Consider the following 14,548-nt stretch of genomic DNA (forward strand, 5'->3'; position numbering starts at 1 on the left):
GAAAGGAAACACCCCCGTGGACGCAACTACGGTTCTCGCCGATGTCTCCGGCTCCATCGCGACCGTCGGCTACGGCCTCGCCGCCATCGGCCCCGCCATCGGCGTGGGCATCGTCGTGGGCAAGACCATCGAGGGCGTGGCTCGTCAGCCCGAGCTCGCGGGTCGCCTGCAGGTCCTGATGTGGATCGGTATCGCCTTCACCGAGGCGCTGGCCTTCATCGGCATCGCGACCGCCTTCATCTTCGGCTACTGATCGATCTTCCCGACGTAAGGAGACAGGATGCTCAGCGCTCTTGTCACACTCGCCGCTGAAGAGGGTGAGACCCCGAACCCGCTCCTCCCGGCCTGGTACGACATCATCTGGTCGTCGGTGTGCTTCATCGTCATCCTCATCATCTTCTGGAGGGTCGCGCTGCCGCGCCTGAAGAAGCTGCTGGACGAGCGTGCCACCGCCATCGAAGGCAACATCGCCAAGGCCGACGAGGCCCAGCGACGCGCCGAGGCCGCCCTCGAGGAGTACACGGCGCAGCTCGCCGGTGCCCGCAAGGAGGCCGGTGAGATCCGCGATGCCGCCCGTGAGGACGGCAAGAAGATCATCGCCGAAGCGAAGGACACCGCATCGTCCGAAGCCGCGCGCATCACGGCGTCCGCCCACTCGCAGATCGAGGCGGAGCGCCAGTCGGCGCTCGTGTCGCTGCGCAGCGAGGTCGGCACGCTCGCGATCGACCTGGCCGGCGGCGTCATCGGGGAATCCCTCACCGATGACAAGAAGGCCCAGGGCGTCGTCGACCGCTTCCTCGCGGAGCTCGAGGCGTCCGAGACCGCGAAGGCGTCGAAGTAATGGGAAGCGCGACCACTCAGGCGCTCGCCGCGACGACGGCGGCGCTCGACGGCGCCGCCGGCATCGACCTCGCGGTCGCCGGCGAGCTCTTCGCCGCCGCTCGCGCGCTCGGCCAGTCGTCGCAGCTCGCGGGCGCGCTCGCGGATTCCGCTGCTTCGACGCAGGCCCGCGCGAAGGTGGTCGCGGACGTCTTCGGCGCCGCGCTCCAGCCGACGACGGTGAAGCTCCTCACGACAGCTGTCGAGCAGCGCTGGTCGTCGCCTGACGACCTCGTCGACGCGGTCGAGGAGCTCGCCGTGCGCGGCGCGGCGCACTCGGCCGCCGGCGCCGACGTGGAGGGCGAGCTCTTCCGGTTCTCGCGCACGGTCGCGGCCAACCCGGAGCTCGAGCTCGCGCTCGGCAGCCGCCTCGGCGACGACAGCGCGAAGGGCGCCCTCGTGCGCACGCTCCTGCAGGGCCGCGCCAGCGACGCGACGACGTTGATCGTCTCGTCGCTCGTGCAGCAGCCCCGGGAGCGCCGCGTGCGACAGCTGCTCAACCGCGCGATGGACCTCGTCGCCGAGCAGCGCGGCCGCACTGTCGCGACGGTCGTCTCGGCAGTCCCGCTGAGCTCCGCTCAGACCGAGCGGCTGTCCGCCGCGCTGTCGAAGCGCTACGGGGGAACGGTGGCGCTCAACGCCGTCGTGGACCCGAAGGTCGTCGGCGGAGTGCGCGTGCACATCGCCGACGACGTCATCGACGCGAGCGTCTCCGCACGCCTCGCCGATCTCCGCCAGCGGATCGCCGGCTAACTCAAGATTTCCCGCCCGATGGGCGGAGGCTTCGGGGCCCGACTCACGGACGGCCTCACTGAACGAAGGAAGACAATGGCAGAACTCACCATCAGCCCCGACGTCATCCGTGACGCGCTGAAGGACTTCGTCGCCGCATACGAGCCCACGGGGGCTGCGGCCACCGAGGTCGGCACCGTCGTGGACGCCGCCGACGGCATCGCCCACGTCGAGGGCCTGCCCGGCGTCATGGCCAACGAGCTCGTCGTGTTCGCGGACGGCACGCAGGGCCTCGCCCTCAACCTCGACGAGCACGAGATCGGTGTCGTCGTGCTCGGCGACTTCTCCGGCGTCGAGGCCGGCCAGCAGGTCACCCGCACCGGCGAGGTGCTGTCGGTGCCCGTCGGCGACGGCTTCCTCGGCCGCGTCGTCGACCCGCTCGGCAACCCGATCGACGGCCTCGGCGAGATCACGCCGCTCGACGGCCGCCGCGCCCTCGAGCTGCAGGCGCCCGGCGTCATGCAGCGCAAGAGCGTGCACGAGCCCATGCAGACCGGCATCAAGGCGATCGACGCCATGATCCCCGTCGGCCGCGGCCAGCGTCAGCTCATCATCGGCGACCGCCAGACGGGCAAGACCGCGATCGCGATCGACACGATCATCAACCAGCGCGCCAACTGGGAGTCGGGCGACCCGAACAAGCAGGTGCGCTGCATCTACGTCGCCATCGGCCAGAAGGGCTCGACGATCGCGTCCGTCAAGGGCGCCCTCGAAGACGCCGGCGCGCTGGAGTACACGACGATCGTCGCCGCTCCCGCCTCCGACCCCGCGGGCTTCAAGTACCTCGCCCCGTACACCGGCTCGGCCATCGGTCAGCACTGGATGTACGACGGCAAGCACGTCCTGATCATCTTCGACGACCTGTCGAAGCAGGCCGAGGCCTACCGCGCCGTGTCGCTCCTCCTTCGCCGCCCGCCGGGCCGCGAGGCATACCCGGGCGACGTCTTCTACCTGCACTCGCGTCTGCTCGAGCGCTGCGCGAAGCTGTCCGACGAGCTGGGCGCCGGCTCGATGACGGGTCTGCCCATCATCGAGACGAAGGCCAACGACGTCTCGGCGTACATCCCGACGAACGTCATCTCGATCACCGACGGCCAGATCTTCCTGCAGTCCGACCTGTTCAACGCCAACCAGCGTCCCGCGGTCGACGTGGGCATCTCGGTGTCGCGCGTCGGCGGTGACGCCCAGGTCAAGTCGATCAAGAAGGTCTCCGGCACGCTCAAGCTCGAGCTGGCCCAGTACCGCTCGCTCGAGGCGTTCGCGATGTTCGCGTCCGACCTGGATGCCGCGTCGCGTCGCCAGCTCGCCCGCGGCGCGCGTCTGACCGAGCTGCTCAAGCAGCCGCAGTACTCGCCGTACCCCGTGGAGGAGCAGGTCGTCTCGATCTGGGCCGGCACGAAGGGCAAGCTCGACACGATCGAGGTCGAGGACGTGCTGCGCTTCGAGCGCGAGCTGCTGGACTACCTGCGTCGCAACACGACGATCCTCGACACGCTGCGCGACACGAACGTGCTCGACGACGACACCGCCGCCGAGCTCGAGAAGGTCACCGACACGTTCATCCTGGAGTTCCAGTCGGGCAAGGGCGGTCAGGCGATCGACAAGCCCGGCCACGAGGAGATCGCGGCGGCCGCTGCCGACGACGTCAACCAGGAGCAGATCGTCAAGGGCCGCCGGTAACGGCTCGCCTGGACTGCAACCATGGGAGCACAACTCAGGGTCTACAAGCAGAAGATCGCTTCTGCTCAGACGACCAAGAAGATCACGAAGGCGATGGAGCTCATCGCGGCTTCGCGCATCCAGAAGGCGATGGCGCGCGTGCGCGCGTCCGCTCCCTTCGCGCGTGCCGTGACGCGGGCCGTCTCCGCCGTGGCGACGCACTCGAACGTCGACCACCCGCTGACGACGGAGCGCGAGACCATCCGCCGCTCGGCGGTGGTGATCTTCGCCTCCGACCGCGGCCTCGCCGGCGCGTTCAACTCGCAGATCCTCCGCGAGGGCCTGCAGCTCTCCGAGCTGCTGCGCTCGCAGGGCAAGGAGCCGGTGTTCTACCTCGTCGGTCGCAAGGCCGTCGGGTACTTCCAGTTCCGTCGCATGCAGAGCGCGGCCGAGTGGACGGGTGACACCGACACGCCGCACTTCCACACGGCCGAGGAGATCGCCGGCGTGCTGCTGGACGCCTACGACCGCGGCGGGAACGAAGGCGGCGTCGACGAGATCAACCTCGTCTACAACCGCTTCGTCAGCATGATGACGCAGACGCCCGAGACGGTGCGCCTCCTCCCGCTGGAGGTCGTCGAGGCCGACGCATCGAGCACGCAGGTGTATCCCCTGTACGAGTTCGAGCCGGAAGCCGACGTCGTCCTCGATGCGCTCCTGCCGGTGTACATCCAGAGCCGCGTCTTCAACGCCCTTCTGCAGTCGTCGGCGGCCAAGCACGCCGCGACGCAGAAGGCGATGAAGTCCGCGAGCGACAACGCCGACAAGCTCATCACCGACTACACGCGCCTGCGCAACAATGCGCGCCAGGCCGAGATCACGCAGCAGATCGCCGAGATCGTCGGCGGCGCCGACGCGCTGGCGTCGGGCAAGTAGACCTACGAAAGAGAAGAAGCCATGAGCCTCACCGCTGAGAAGACGGCCGCCCCCGTCATCGGGCGTGTCGCCCGAGTCACGGGCCCCGTCGTCGACATCGAGTTCCCGCACGACTCGATCCCCGACATCTACAACGCGCTCACGACGACCGTCACGGTCGAGGGCGTGACCACCGAGTTCACGCTCGAGGTCGCCCAGCACCTCGGCGACGACCTCGTGCGCGCCATCGCCCTCAAGCCGACCGACGGCGTCGTCCGCGGTCAGGAGGTGCGCGACACCGGCGGCCCCATCTCGGTCCCCGTCGGCGACGTCACCAAGGGCCGCGTCTTCAACGTGACCGGCGAGATCCTCAACGCCGAGCCGGGCGAGAAGATCGAGATCACCGAGCGCTGGGGCATCCACCGCCAGGCGCCGAGCTTCGACCAGCTCGAGTCGAAGACCCAGATGTTCGAGACCGGCATCAAGGTCATCGACCTGCTCACCCCCTACGTGCAGGGTGGCAAGATCGGCCTCTTCGGCGGTGCAGGCGTCGGCAAGACGGTCCTCATCCAGGAGATGATCCAGCGCGTCGCGCAGGACCACGGTGGTGTGTCGGTGTTCGCCGGTGTCGGCGAGCGCACGCGTGAGGGCAACGACCTCATCCACGAGATGGAGGAGGCGGGCGTCTTCGACAAGACGGCCCTCGTCTTCGGCCAGATGGACGAGCCGCCGGGGACGCGTCTTCGCGTCGCCCTCTCGGCTCTGACGATGGCGGAGTACTTCCGCGACGTGCAGAAGCAGGACGTGCTCCTGTTCATCGACAACATCTTCCGCTTCACGCAGGCGGGCTCCGAGGTGTCGACGCTGCTCGGCCGCATGCCCTCCGCCGTGGGCTACCAGCCGAACCTCGCCGACGAGATGGGCATCCTCCAGGAGCGCATCACCTCGACGCGCGGCCACTCGATCACCTCGCTGCAGGCGATCTACGTGCCCGCCGACGACTACACCGACCCGGCGCCGGCCACGACGTTCGCGCACCTCGACGCGACGACCGAGCTCAGCCGCGAGATCGCGTCGAAGGGCCTGTACCCCGCCGTCGACCCGCTGTCGTCGACGAGCCGCATCCTCGACCCGCGCTACATCGGCGCCGACCACTACCGCGTGGCCACCGCCGTCAAGCAGATCCTCCAGAAGAACAAGGAACTGCAGGAGATCATCGCGATCCTCGGTGTCGACGAGCTCTCCGAAGAGGACAAGGTCGTCGTCGCCCGCGCGCGCCGCATCCAGCAGTTCCTCTCGCAGAACACCTACATGGCGAAGAAGTTCACCGGTGTCGAGGGCTCCACGGTGCCGATCAAGGAGACGATCGAGTCGTTCGACGCGATCGTCAAGGGCGACTTCGACCACGTCGCCGAGCAGGCGTTCTTCAACGTCGGCGGCATCTCCGACGTCGAGGAGAAGTGGGCGCAGATCCAGAAGGAGAACGGCTGACATGCCGCTCAAGGTGAGCCTCGTCTCGGCCGAGAACGAGGTGTGGGGTGGCGAGGCATCCCTCGTCGTCGCCAAGACCGTGCTCGGCGAGATCGGCTTCATGCCGGGTCACGAGCCCGTGCTCGCGGTCCTCGCCCAGGGCGAGGTGCGCATCACGCAGCTCGACGGCACCAAGATCGTCGCCAACGCGCAGGACGGCTTCCTGTCGATGGACGGCGACGAGGTCTCGATCGTCGCCGGCAACGCCGCACTCATCTCCTGACCTTTGGACGGTCCCTGAGCCAGTCGAAGGGCACTCCATCTGTCCGAACCCACACTCCCCGCACCGTCGGGGAGTGTGGGTTCGCTCTTTTCCCGTGGGTCCAGCGAGGAAGGATGCCCCGTGCTCGTGCTGCTGCCTCCGTCCGAGACCAAGAAGCCCGGCGGCGCGCGTCGGACGCTCGATCTCGAGAGCCTCGCGTACCCCGAGCTGGCCGCGCAGCGCGAACAGGTCCTTTCGGCCCTGGAAGAGCTGTCGACGGATGCCGCCAGCGCGGCCCGCGTGCTCAAGCTCGGCGCCACTCAGCTCGGCGACGTCGACGACAACGCCCGCGTGCGCTCGGCTCCCACGATGCCCGCGATCGACCGCTACACCGGGGTGCTCTACGACGCCCTGGACGCGGCATCCCTCGACTCGGGAGCCCGCGCGTGGCTCGGCCGCAACGTCGTGATCCACTCGGCGCCCCTGGGACCGGTCGGCGCGCTCGACCGCATCCCGACGTACCGGCTCGGTGCGACGACGTCGCTTCCCGGCATCCCTCCGCTGAGGCGGCTGTGGTCGGCGGCCGTCTCCGACGCGTTCGCGAACGCCGGAGAGGGGTTCGCGCTCGACCTGCGCTCCGAGGCGTACGCGGCGCTCGGGCCGGTGCCGGCATCCGTCCCCTCGATCTACGTGCGCGTCGTGTCGGAGGGCCAGGGCGGCGCCGTGCGGGCGCTCAACCACTTCAACAAGCACGCCAAGGGCGCCCTCGTGCGGCGCCTCGCCGAGGAGCGGCCGCGCATCGGGTCCCTCGCCGGCTTCTTGCGATGGGCGGATGCCGCGGGCCTGCGCGTCCGCGGCGGCGCTCCGGGCGAGCTCGAGCTCTTCGCCTGACGGGAGGGATCAGCTCCGCGCGCGCTCGGTGTTGTCGGCGGTCTGCTGCGTGTTCTCGGCGATCGCGATGAGCGCGACGACCGCCTCGATCAGGAAGCGGAGCAGCACGATCCCGATGAAGGTCGCGAGCGGCACGAGGATGAGCGTCGCGACGAGCAGCGAGATGCCTCCGCCGAGGTTGAACGACATGAGGTTGATCGCCGTGACGATTCCGCGCACGAAGTACACGAGGAAGCCGATCGCGATCGCGATGAGCCCCACGATGTAGAACACGCTCGCCAGTCGCCGCGTGATGAAGGTGCGGAATGAGACGTCGAACAGCGCCCGCAGGAAGCCGCGCCCCACGTCGGACGCCTCGCCGACGACGCGCGGAACCCCTGTGTCGTCGGGATCGGTCCCGGGGTCGTACGCACGGTTCGCGGCGGCCTCCGATGCGGGCTGCTCGGGCAGGGGAGGCGGGGTGGGGGAAGTCGAGTCGCTCATGGTGTTCCTTCCGCGATCCGGGTGCGGTCATCGCCAGGCTAGTGCGCGGCGCGCCGGGGGCCACGGGACTGACACGCGTGCCCGCCATCGCTAGCATGTGACTCGGCGGGGCCGAGGGCCTCGTGGGCGCGAAGGCGATGCGTCCGTCTTTCGACTCTCTGGGAGTTCGTTCCATGGACTACAACGACTACGGGACCGGGGGCCTGCTCGCGTTCTGGCTCCTGCTGGTTCCCATATTCTTCGTCTTCGGTATCGCGTTCTACATCCTCGGTTCGTGGTTCCTCATGAAGATCTTCGACAAGGCGGGTGTCCAGGGCCGGTGGCGCGCCTGGGTGCCGGTCTACAACACGATGGTCTTCACGAAGCTCGGCGACCTCAACCCCTGGCTGATCCTGATCGCCTGGGGAGCGGCGGCCGTCCTGAGCTGGATTCCGCTCATCGGCTGGATCATCGGCCTGCTGCCGCTCATCGTCAGCGTCCTCGCGGCCTGGCGAGTCGGCCTCAAGCTCCAGAAGGAGGCGGTCTGGGTCATCCTGTACTTCTTCCTCTCGCTCGTGTGGCTCGGCATCCTGGGCTTCGACAAGTCGCGCTGGAACAACGCGGTTCCCCCTGCACCGTGGGCGGGCAACGGCTTCCTCGGCGACCGCACCAACTGGGCGGGCATCCCGGCCCAGACGGCCGTCGGCGGCTACGCGGCAGCGCCACCCTACGGCGCGCCCGGCGCCTACCCGCCGCCTGCTCCCGGCACTCAGCCTCCCGCCGGCTATGCCGCGCCTCCCGCCGGCTACGCGCCGCCCCCTGCGGGCTACACGCAGCCTCCGGCCGGCGGCTACGCGCCGCCCCCTGCGGGCTACACCCAGCCCCCGGCCGCAGCGCCCGAGCCCCCCGCGGGCTACACCCCTCCGCCCGCCGCATCGGCGCCGGAGCCTCCCGCCGGCTACACGCCTCCGCCCGCCGCTGCAGCGGCGCCTGCCGCCGCGTCGGCTCCGGAGCCTCCGGCCGCGCCGGAGCCGTCCGCCGCGCCGAGCGAGCCGATCGCGCCCGAAGAACCCGCCTCGCCCGAGCCGCCGTCGACACCCCCGGCCGAGCCCGCGCCGCCCGTGACGCCCGAGCCCGCGCCGCCGGTGACGCCCGAGCCCGCGCCGCCCGTGACGCCCGAGCCGCCCGTCTCGCCCGAGCCGCCGGCGACGCCTGAGCCGCAGGCCGATGGTCCCGCCATCGACTTCGGCTCGCCGTCGGAGCCGAAGCCGGAAGACCCGGACGCGACGAAGGCGTAGTCAGCTCCTGGAGGAACCCCCGCCCCACCGGCGGGGGTTCCTGCTCTGCCGGCACCGTCGCGCGCGGCGGCCATTAGCGTGGGAGACATGACCTCCGTTCCCCAGCGTCGTGTCGGCGCGTCCGGCCTCCTCGTCTCCGCCATCGGGCTCGGCTGCAACAACTTCGGGCGCAAGGACACGCGCACCGAGTCGCTCGAAGGCACGCGCGCCGTGCTCGACGCCGCGATCGAGTCCGGTGTCACGTTCCTGGACACGGCCGACATCTACGGCAGAGAGTTCGGGCTCTCCGAGACGCTCATGGGCCAGGCGCTGAAGGGTCGCCGCGACGAGGTCGTGCTCGCGACGAAGTTCGGGCACGCCGACTTCGCGACGGGCGTGCTGGGCGGGTCGAAGGCGTCGCGCATCCACGTGAAGCGGGCGGTCGAGGCATCCCTCACCCGTCTGCAGACCGACTGGATCGACCTCTACCAGCTGCACACGCCCGACCCCGAGACGCCGATCGAGGAGACCCTCGACGTGCTCGGTGACCTCGTGCGCGAGGGCAAGGTGCGCTACATCGGCCACTCGAACCTCTCGGGCTGGCAGATCGCCGAGGCGCATTTCATCGCGCGGGAGCGCCGCGCGGTCCCGTTCGTGTCGTCGCAGAACCAGTACAGCCTCCTCGCGCGCGGCGCCGAGCGGAACGTCCTGCGGGCCGCCGAGCGTTTCGGCCTCGGGTTCTTCCCCTTCTTCCCGCTCCACAACGGGCTTCTGACGGGCAAGTTCACCCGGGATGCCGCGCCCGCCGACACGCGGATCATGCGCCAGCGTCCGCATCTGTACGAGAACGCGCCGTGGGACAGGCTCGAGGCCTACCAGGCGTTCTGCGACGAACGCGGCATCTCGATGCTCGACGCGACGATGGGCTGGTTCCTCGCGCGGCCGGTCATTGCGAGCGTCATCGCCGGGGCGACCAGCCCCGAGCAGGTGCGCGCCAACGCGGCCGCCGCGACGGCGTGGACGCCCGGCGCCAACGACCTCGCCGCGATCGACGAGATCTTCCCGCCGTCGCCTGCGGCGGACGTGTAGCGCCGCCGACCCGGGCGGTCGCGGCATCCCGGGAGTCGGTTCGCTCTCAGCGCACCCGAGGCGTTTGGTTGACAGCCGTCAACGGGCGTAGCGTCGTTCGACGTGCGGCTCCGCCCCGGGGGCGGGGATCGCCGTGCTCGAAAGGATCTCCGTGCTCGGCAAGCTCCTGAAGCGATATCTGAGCCCCGCGTGGCTGCTCATCATCGCCGTCGTCGTCTTCCAACTCGCCCAGTCGATCGCATCCCTCATGCTGCCGACGCTCAACGCCGACATCATCGACAACGGTGTCGTCACGGGCGACATCGACTACATCTGGCAGACCGGCGGCGTCATGCTCCTTGTCAGCCTCGTCCAGGTGGTGTGCGCCATCGTCGCCGTCTACTTCGGGTCGCGGCTCGCGATGGGGATGGGCCGCGAGCTGCGCGGCGACCTGTTCCATCGCGTCGTCGCCTTCTCGCAGCGCGAGGTCGGCCAGTTCGGTGCGCCGTCGCTCATCACCCGCAACACGAACGACGTGCAGCAGGTGCAGATGCTCGTGCAGGTGTCGGCCACGCTCATGGTCTCGGCGCCCATGCTCGCGATCGGCGGCGTCATCATGGCCGTGCGGCAGGACGTCGGACTGTCCTGGCTCATGGCGGTGTCGATCCCGATCCTGCTCATCATCGTCGGGCTCATCGTCTGGCGCATGGTGCCGGCGTTCACGCAGATGCAGAAGAAGATCGACCGGGTGAACCAGATCATGCGCGAGCAGCTGACCGGCATCCGCGTCATCCGCGCGTTCGTGCGCGAGCGCGAGGAGCGCGCCCGGTTCGCCACCGCGAGCGAGGACGTCATGGCGACGGGGCTGAAGGCCGGAAACCTGATGGCGCTCATGTTCCCGGCCGTCATGCTCGTCATGAACGTCTCGAGCGTCGCCGTCATCTGGTTCGGCGCGTTCCAGGTGCAGGACAACGGCGTGCAGATCGGCACGCTCATCGCCTTCCTGAGCTACCTCATGCAGATCCTCATGGGCGTCATGATGGCGACCTTCATGTTCGTCATGATTCCGCGCGCGGCGGTCTGCGCGAACCGCATCGGCGAGGTGCTCGACACCGAGCCCTCCGTCGCCGCCCCCGTCGACCCCAAGGCGGCGCCCGCGGCGATCGGGCGGGTCGAGTTCGACCACGTCGACTTCGCGTACCCGGGAGCCGACGAGGCAGTGCTCCACGACCTGTCCTTCACGGTCGAGCCGGGGACCACGACGGCGATCATCGGATCGACGGGCGCCGGCAAGACGACCCTGATCGGCCTCGTGCCGCGCCTGTTCGACGTCACGGCGGGGAGCGTCCGCGTCGACGGCGTCGACGTGCGCGACTACGAGCCCGACCTGCTCTGGAAGCGCATCGGGCTCATCCCGCAGCGCGCGTTCCTGTTCTCGGGGACGATCGCGTCGAACCTTCGCTACGGCGACGAGGAGGCCACCGACGACGAGCTCTGGGAGGCCCTCGAGCTCGCGCAGGCCAAGGACTTCGTCGAGGCGATGCCGGAGGGTCTCGCGGCGCCGATCGCCCAGGGCGGCACGAACGTGTCGGGCGGCCAGCGTCAGCGCCTCGCGATCGCGAGGGCGCTCACGAAGCGGCCGGGCATCTACATCTTCGACGACTCGTTCTCGGCCCTGGATCTGCGCACGGACGCCGAGCTCCGGCGTGCGCTGGACACGCATCTGCCCGAGGCGACCCGCGTCGTCGTCGCGCAGCGCGTGTCGACGATCCAGCACGCCGACCAGATCATCGTGCTCGACCACGGCCGCATGGTCGGCGTCGGCACGCACGACGAGCTCGTGGAGTCGAACGAGACCTACCGCGAGATCGTCGATTCGCAGCTCGCGGCGGAGGCGGCAGCATGAGCGGCTCCTCGAACACCCAGACCGCCGCGCCCCGCCGCATGCCGGTGGGCCGCGGGCCCATGGGCCAGGTGGCCCCGGGTGAGAAGGCGCAGAACTTCGGCCCGAGCGCGAAGCGGCTCCTCGGGACGCTGCGCACCGACGTGCCGCAGCTCATCGTCGTGCTCGTCTTCGCCGTGCTGAGCGTCGGGCTGTCGGTCATCGGGCCGAAGCTCCTCGGTGAGGCGACGAACGTCGTGTTCGCGGGCTTCGTGTCGCTGCAGACCCCCGCGGGGATGACGAAGCAGCAGGTGATCGACGGGCTCATCGCCCAGGGCAACCAGCAGCAGGCCGACATGATCTCGACGATGGACTTCGTGCCGGGCGCCGGCATCGACTTCTCGCAGCTCGGCATGATCGTGATGGCCGTGCTCCTCGTCTACGTCTTCGCGAGCATCTTCGGCTGGCTGCAGGCGCGCATCCTGAACGGCGTCGTGCAGCGCGCGATGAACCGGCTGCGGCTGCACGTCGAGGAGAAGGTCCACCGGCTGCCGCTGTCGTACTTCGACAAGGTGCAGCGCGGTGAGCTCCTCAGCCGCGTCACGAACGACGTCGACAACATCGGCCAGACGATGCAGCAGACGCTCTCGCAGGTCGTCATCTCGCTGCTCACCGTCATCGGCGTGCTCGTGATGATGTTCCTCATCTCGCCGCTGCTCGCCGTCATCGCCCTCGTGACGATCCCGCTGACCCTCGTCGTGACGGTGCTCGTGGCCAAGCGCTCGCAGAAGCTCTTCGTCGCGCAATGGAAGGCCACCGGCATCCTGAACGCGCGTGTCGAGGAGACCTACTCGGGCCATTCCGTCGTGAAGGTGTTCGGCCACCAGAAGGAGGTCGAGGCGGCCTTCCGCGACGAGAACGAAGAGGTCTACCGCGCGAGCTTCGGCGCGCAGTTCATCTCGGGCATCATCATGCCCGCCATGATGTTCATCGGGAACCTCGTGTACGTCGCGATCGCCGTCGTCGGCGGTCTGCAGGTGGCCGCGGGCCTCATGTCGATCGGCGACGTGCAGGCGTTCATCCAGTACTCGCGCCAGTTCACGCAGCCGCTCAGCCAGCTGGGTTCGATGGCGAACCTCCTGCAGTCCGGCGTCGCGAGCGCCGAGCGCGTGTTCGAGCTGCTCGACGAGGCGGAGGAGACGCCCGACCCGGATCCCGCCGAGACGGCGCCGGAGTCGGCGAGCCACCTCGCCTTCCAGGACGTCTCGTTCCGCTACGTCGCCGACAAGCCGCTCATCGAGGACCTCTCCCTCGAGGCGCACCCCGGCAGCACCGTCGCGATCGTCGGCCCGACCGGCGCCGGCAAGACGACGCTCGTCAACCTCATCATGCGGTTCTACGACGTCGACGCGGGGCGGATCACGCTCGATGCCTCGACCGACCTCGGCGCAGGCGCCGTCGACACCCGCACGATGTCGCGCGACGACCTGCGCGCGCGCACCGGCATGGTGCTGCAGGACACCTGGCTGTTCGCCGGCACGATCCGCGAGAACATCGCGTACGGGCGACCGGATGCCACCGAGGAGGAGATCGTCGAGGCGGCCACCGCCGCCTACGTCGACCGATTCGTGCACGCGCTGCCCGACGGCTACGAGACGATGCTCGACGACGAGGCGACGAACCTCAGCGTGGGGGAGCGGCAGCTCGTGACGATCGCGCGCGCGTTCCTCGCCGATCCCCGCATCCTGATACTCGACGAGGCGACGTCCTCCGTCGACACGCGCACGGAGCTGCTGATCCAGCGGGCCATGTCGCGGCTGCGCGCCGATCGCACGGCGTTCGTCATCGCGCACCGCCTGTCGACGATCCGGGACGCCGACCTGATCCTCGTGATGGAGAACGGCTCGATCGTCGAGCAGGGCTCGCATGACGAGCTGCTGCGCGCCCGCGGCGCGTACTGGCGTCTCTACAACGCGCAGTTCGAGGCGGCGATCGACGACGAAGAGGCACAGGTCCCCGTACTGGTCGGCGCGCCCCCGATTCCCACGGTCGGCGAGCTCATCGCCGACGAGGGTATCGAGGCGGGCGAGACCGGTTCCACTAGTATGTGAGCACATCTGCGGGCCGGTCGGTCCGCGTCTGGCTCACGGGAGGATAGCGGCGTGTCCGAAGCATCCACCCAGCATCGCTCTGTGCAGGTCGGCGATGACTCGGGCAAGACGATCGAGCTCGCCTGGGCGGGTGTGACCGACACCGGTCGTCGCCGGGACGTCAATCAGGATGCGCTGCTGACGGCGTTCCCGCTCTTCGTCGTCGCCGACGGCATGGGCGGGCACCTGGGCGGCGAGATCGCGAGCTCGTCGACGGTCGAGCGGCTGCAGGGTGTCGTCGAAGCGGGGTCGGTGAACCCGAAGGCGATCGAGAAGGGTCTCGCGCGCGCCGTCAAGGACATCGCGTCGCATCCCGACGCGACCGACGACGGAACCGGCACGACCCTCACGGGCGTGTACCTCGACTTCTCGGAGAAGCCGCCGCATTGGGTGACGCTCAACATCGGCGACTCCCGCGTGTACCTGCTGCGCGACGGCACGCTGGCGCAGATCACGACCGACCACTCCGTCGTGCAGGAACTCGTCGCGGCGGGCCGGCTGAGCCCGGAAGAGGCGGAGAACCACCCGTACGGCAACGTCATCACGCGCGCCGTCGGGCCGAGCGACAGCGTCACGCCCGACTACGTGCGGCTGGACGTCTCCGACGGCGACCGGTTCGTCATCTGCTCCGACGGCCTCACGAAAGAGCTCACCGACTACGGCATCCGGCATTTCCTGGAGGAGAACGAAGACCCGGCGGATGCCGCGAGGTCGATGCTCGACGCCGCGCTCGAGAACGGCGGCCGCGACAACATCACGATCATCGTGCTCGACGTCGCGCTCTCCTCCACATCCGCCCGCTGACGCGGACTCTCCCCAGCCGCAGCGGCCGGGCGCTTCG

General features: G+C 69.3%; 14 protein-coding genes. 13 read left to right on the forward strand and 1 reads right to left on the reverse strand.

The features are described 5' to 3' along the window. Positions 1-16 precede the first annotated feature (16 nt). The 8 genes from atpE to ACH3VR_RS11020 all read left to right on the forward strand — a co-directional run bounded on the left by atpE (position 17) and on the right by ACH3VR_RS11020 (position 6,868). Positions 17-253: an ATP synthase F0 subunit C gene (gene atpE / locus ACH3VR_RS10985; RefSeq protein WP_345802015.1), complete on the forward strand. Its 237-nt coding sequence runs from the start codon at positions 17-19 to the stop codon at positions 251-253. A gap of 27 nt (positions 254-280) precedes the next feature. Beyond that, positions 281-841 (forward strand): F0F1 ATP synthase subunit B, encoded by a 561-nt coding sequence (locus ACH3VR_RS10990; protein ID WP_396640826.1) that lies wholly within the window; start codon positions 281-283, stop codon positions 839-841. Continuing rightward, entirely contained in the window at positions 841-1,632 is a 792-nt protein-coding gene (locus ACH3VR_RS10995) for a F0F1 ATP synthase subunit delta (protein WP_396640827.1), read from the forward strand. The genes ACH3VR_RS10990 and ACH3VR_RS10995 overlap by 1 nt, the downstream gene beginning before the upstream one ends. A 75-nt stretch (positions 1,633-1,707) precedes the next feature. Then, positions 1,708-3,351: a F0F1 ATP synthase subunit alpha gene (gene atpA / locus ACH3VR_RS11000; RefSeq protein WP_396640828.1), complete on the forward strand. Its 1,644-nt coding sequence runs from the start codon at positions 1,708-1,710 to the stop codon at positions 3,349-3,351. Between the two features lie 21 nt (positions 3,352-3,372). Next, positions 3,373-4,266 carry a F0F1 ATP synthase subunit gamma gene (locus ACH3VR_RS11005; RefSeq protein WP_396640829.1) on the forward strand — a complete coding sequence of 298 codons (894 nt, stop codon included), beginning with the start codon at positions 3,373-3,375 and terminating at the stop codon, positions 4,264-4,266. Positions 4,267-4,287: 21 nt separating this feature from the next. After that, on the forward strand, positions 4,288-5,736 hold the full coding sequence (atpD, locus tag ACH3VR_RS11010) for a F0F1 ATP synthase subunit beta (RefSeq protein ID WP_396640830.1): 1,449 nt from the start codon (positions 4,288-4,290) through the stop codon (positions 5,734-5,736). A 1-nt stretch (position 5,737) separates the two neighbouring features. Further along, positions 5,738-5,998: a F0F1 ATP synthase subunit epsilon gene (locus ACH3VR_RS11015; protein WP_396640831.1), complete on the forward strand. Its 261-nt coding sequence runs from the start codon at positions 5,738-5,740 to the stop codon at positions 5,996-5,998. Between the two features lie 120 nt (positions 5,999-6,118). Continuing rightward, on the forward strand, positions 6,119-6,868 hold the full coding sequence (locus tag ACH3VR_RS11020) for a YaaA family protein (protein ID WP_396640832.1): 750 nt from the start codon (positions 6,119-6,121) through the stop codon (positions 6,866-6,868). A 9-nt stretch (positions 6,869-6,877) separates the two neighbouring features. Here ACH3VR_RS11020 and ACH3VR_RS11025 read toward each other — a convergent pair whose 3' ends face one another. Then, positions 6,878-7,351: a DUF4282 domain-containing protein gene (locus ACH3VR_RS11025; protein ID WP_396640833.1), complete on the reverse strand. Its 474-nt coding sequence runs from the start codon at positions 7,349-7,351 to the stop codon at positions 6,878-6,880. 173 nt (positions 7,352-7,524) lie between these two features. Between ACH3VR_RS11025 and ACH3VR_RS11030 the strand changes: the two genes are divergently transcribed. The 5 genes from ACH3VR_RS11030 (at position 7,525) to ACH3VR_RS11050 (ending at position 14,511) form a co-directional block, all read left to right on the forward strand. After that, entirely contained in the window at positions 7,525-8,628 is a 1,104-nt protein-coding gene (locus ACH3VR_RS11030; RefSeq protein WP_396640834.1) for a hypothetical protein, read from the forward strand. An 87-nt stretch (positions 8,629-8,715) separates the two neighbouring features. Beyond that, positions 8,716-9,696, forward strand: a complete 981-nt coding sequence (locus tag ACH3VR_RS11035) for an aldo/keto reductase (protein ID WP_396640835.1) — start codon at positions 8,716-8,718, stop codon at positions 9,694-9,696. 151 nt (positions 9,697-9,847) lie between these two features. Then, on the forward strand, positions 9,848-11,581 hold the full coding sequence (locus ACH3VR_RS11040) for an ABC transporter ATP-binding protein (protein ID WP_397556509.1): 1,734 nt from the start codon (positions 9,848-9,850) through the stop codon (positions 11,579-11,581). Further along, positions 11,578-13,668 (forward strand): ABC transporter ATP-binding protein, encoded by a 2,091-nt coding sequence (locus ACH3VR_RS11045; RefSeq protein WP_396640836.1) that lies wholly within the window; start codon positions 11,578-11,580, stop codon positions 13,666-13,668. Before ACH3VR_RS11040 ends, ACH3VR_RS11045 begins: the two co-directional genes overlap by 4 nt. 51 nt (positions 13,669-13,719) lie before the next feature. Then, positions 13,720-14,511, forward strand: a complete 792-nt coding sequence (locus tag ACH3VR_RS11050; protein ID WP_396640837.1) for a PP2C family protein-serine/threonine phosphatase — start codon at positions 13,720-13,722, stop codon at positions 14,509-14,511. The last annotated feature ends 37 nt before the right edge of the window (positions 14,512-14,548 follow it).

Origin of the sequence: Microbacterium alkaliflavum, from assembly GCF_044325405.1 — a bacterium.
GTDB lineage: Bacteria > Actinomycetota > Actinomycetes > Actinomycetales > Microbacteriaceae > Microbacterium > Microbacterium alkaliflavum.

Excerpts from the sequence above, each read along its gene's own strand:
- ACH3VR_RS10990 (WP_396640826.1), top strand. The coding sequence starts at position 281 with ATGCTCAGCGCTCTTGTCACACTCGCCGCTGAAGAGGGTGAGACCCCG.
- ACH3VR_RS11025 (WP_396640833.1), bottom strand. The coding sequence starts at position 7,351 with ATGAGCGACTCGACTTCCCCCACCCCGCCTCCCCTGCCCGAGCAGCCC.
- ACH3VR_RS11015 (WP_396640831.1), top strand. The coding sequence starts at position 5,738 with ATGCCGCTCAAGGTGAGCCTCGTCTCGGCCGAGAACGAGGTGTGGGGT.
- ACH3VR_RS10995 (WP_396640827.1), top strand. The coding sequence starts at position 841 with ATGGGAAGCGCGACCACTCAGGCGCTCGCCGCGACGACGGCGGCGCTC.
- atpA (WP_396640828.1), top strand. The coding sequence starts at position 1,708 with ATGGCAGAACTCACCATCAGCCCCGACGTCATCCGTGACGCGCTGAAG.
- ACH3VR_RS11035 (WP_396640835.1), top strand. The coding sequence starts at position 8,716 with ATGACCTCCGTTCCCCAGCGTCGTGTCGGCGCGTCCGGCCTCCTCGTC.
- atpD (WP_396640830.1), top strand. The coding sequence starts at position 4,288 with ATGAGCCTCACCGCTGAGAAGACGGCCGCCCCCGTCATCGGGCGTGTC.
- ACH3VR_RS11045 (WP_396640836.1), top strand. The coding sequence starts at position 11,578 with ATGAGCGGCTCCTCGAACACCCAGACCGCCGCGCCCCGCCGCATGCCG.
- ACH3VR_RS11005 (WP_396640829.1), top strand. The coding sequence starts at position 3,373 with ATGGGAGCACAACTCAGGGTCTACAAGCAGAAGATCGCTTCTGCTCAG.
- ACH3VR_RS11030 (WP_396640834.1), top strand. The coding sequence starts at position 7,525 with ATGGACTACAACGACTACGGGACCGGGGGCCTGCTCGCGTTCTGGCTC.